General features: G+C 53.5%; 2 protein-coding genes. Both read right to left on the reverse strand.

The genetic code is table 11. The features are described 5' to 3' along the window. On the reverse strand, positions 1 to 1,256 hold a 1,256-nt coding region (locus ACTQ1N_RS12575; protein ID WP_441956996.1), incomplete at its 3' end, for a recombinase family protein. Beyond that, positions 1,204 to 1,713 (reverse strand): zinc ribbon domain-containing protein (locus ACTQ1N_RS12580; RefSeq protein WP_441956997.1); only part of this gene is annotated, 510 nt, incomplete at its 5' end. The genes ACTQ1N_RS12580 and ACTQ1N_RS12575, both read right to left, overlap by 53 nt.

A 1,713-nucleotide genomic window follows, 5' to 3' on the forward strand; every position in this document is an offset into this window, starting at 1 on the left:
GCGGTGAGCTCGATCATCTGTTTTCCGCGAAGCCGGTCCAGCGGATTCTCGGAGTGTTTCATTTTCTCCCATCGCTCCATCTCCTGATCCCGGTTCTCAACGATACTGTTCCATGCAATCACCACAGCCTCCTGAAGAACTGCCTCCTTCACGTTCAAAGCTTTGCAGGTTTTTCCCTGCGCCTTTTCCGCTTGGAAACACTTCCAGAAGGGTTCCTTAATGCCGGTCCAGCTTCTCCGGATGAAGCGGCTTTTGCAGCTTCCGCAGTACACCTTGTTGAAGAATGCCGTTCCCACCTTCGAGCTGATTTCCTTGATGCCGTGACTTTCCATGAATCCCTCTCTTCGCTTCAGCTCCGCCTGAGCAGCCTCCCAATCATCCGGAGGAATGATGGGCTTGTGATTTCCCTGCACGTAGTACTGGTCCTTCTCTCCGTTGTTAGCCACCATCTTCTTGGAAAGAAAATCTACGGTATAGGTCTTCTGCATCAGAAGGTCGCCCTTGTACTTTTCGTTCTGGAGCATCCGCCGGATCGTGTTCGCGTTCCATGCCGCTTTTCCCGTCACGCCCGGGACGTTCTTTGCCCGAAGCCTCTGGGCGATTTCTTCGAGCGACCATCCTTCCAGAAAGTACCGGAAGATCCTCTCTACCACCCTGGCCTGCTCCGGGTTGATGACAAGGTTTCCGTTCTCATCCTTGTCGTATCCCATGAAGCGCTCCGTGTTGAGCATCGGCTGACCTCTCTTGAACTTCGACCGGATGCCCCATGTCGTATTCTCCGAGATGTTACGACTTTCCTCCTGCGCGAGGGAGGAGAGGATGGTAAAAAGAAGCTCACCCGATGCTGCCATCGTGTCTATTTTTTCTTTCTCGAAATAAATGGGAATGCCGAGATCCTTAAGTTCCCGTGAGTAACGCAGGCAGTCAGCGGTGTTACGGGCAAATCGGGAGATGGACTTCGTAATCACCCGATCGACCTTTCCCTCGCGACAGGCACGGATGAGGTTCTGGAAGCCCTGACGCTTTTTCGTCCCGGTTCCGGAGATTCCCTCATCCGAGAAGATCCCGGCCATCTCCCAGTTTGGATTCTTGTTGATCAGTTCTGTGTAGTAGCTGACCTGGTTCTCAAAGGAGCCAAGCTGCTCCTCCTGCTCTGTCGAGACCCGGCAGTAGGCAGCCACCCGGGTCTTCTTCTTTGTCTCCTCAGCTGACTTTTTGATCTGGCTTGCGGGAATAACCATAACACTCTTTGCCATCAATCTTCTCCTTTCCAATGTAAACAAGACCAGGGTAATCGCGCAGGGATTGCAGCATCTCATCTGGAACCCGGACACCCTTGCAAGCGCTCTTGCCATATCGGCTCATGGTGTTGCAGATCCAGAAGACGTGTCCCTGATGTCCGATGATGCGCCGGAGCTTCCCGCCGCAGTACTTGCAGAAGATCCGGTCCTTGTATGGGTAATTTGCTTCTGTGAGAGCCGGTGCGCTCTGGATGTGGACTTTCTTCGTGTGCGCCTTATGCCAGCTCTTTGTGTCCTCATAGGTAAAACCCGAGACTCTTCCCCGGTCGATCCTTTCATTGATATACCGGTCTTCGGAAAAAACTCCCCAGCTCTTCACCACCTCGTCAGGGATGGAAACGCCGGGGCAGAAGTCGCTGCTGAATCGCTCTTTTCCTGAGCATACCCAGCGGTTCTTCCCTCCGGTGTAGGA

It is taken from the genome of Porcincola sp. LCP21S3_C12, assembly GCF_052118625.1.
In the GTDB taxonomy this organism is placed as follows: Bacteria; Bacillota; Clostridia; order Lachnospirales; family Lachnospiraceae; genus Porcincola.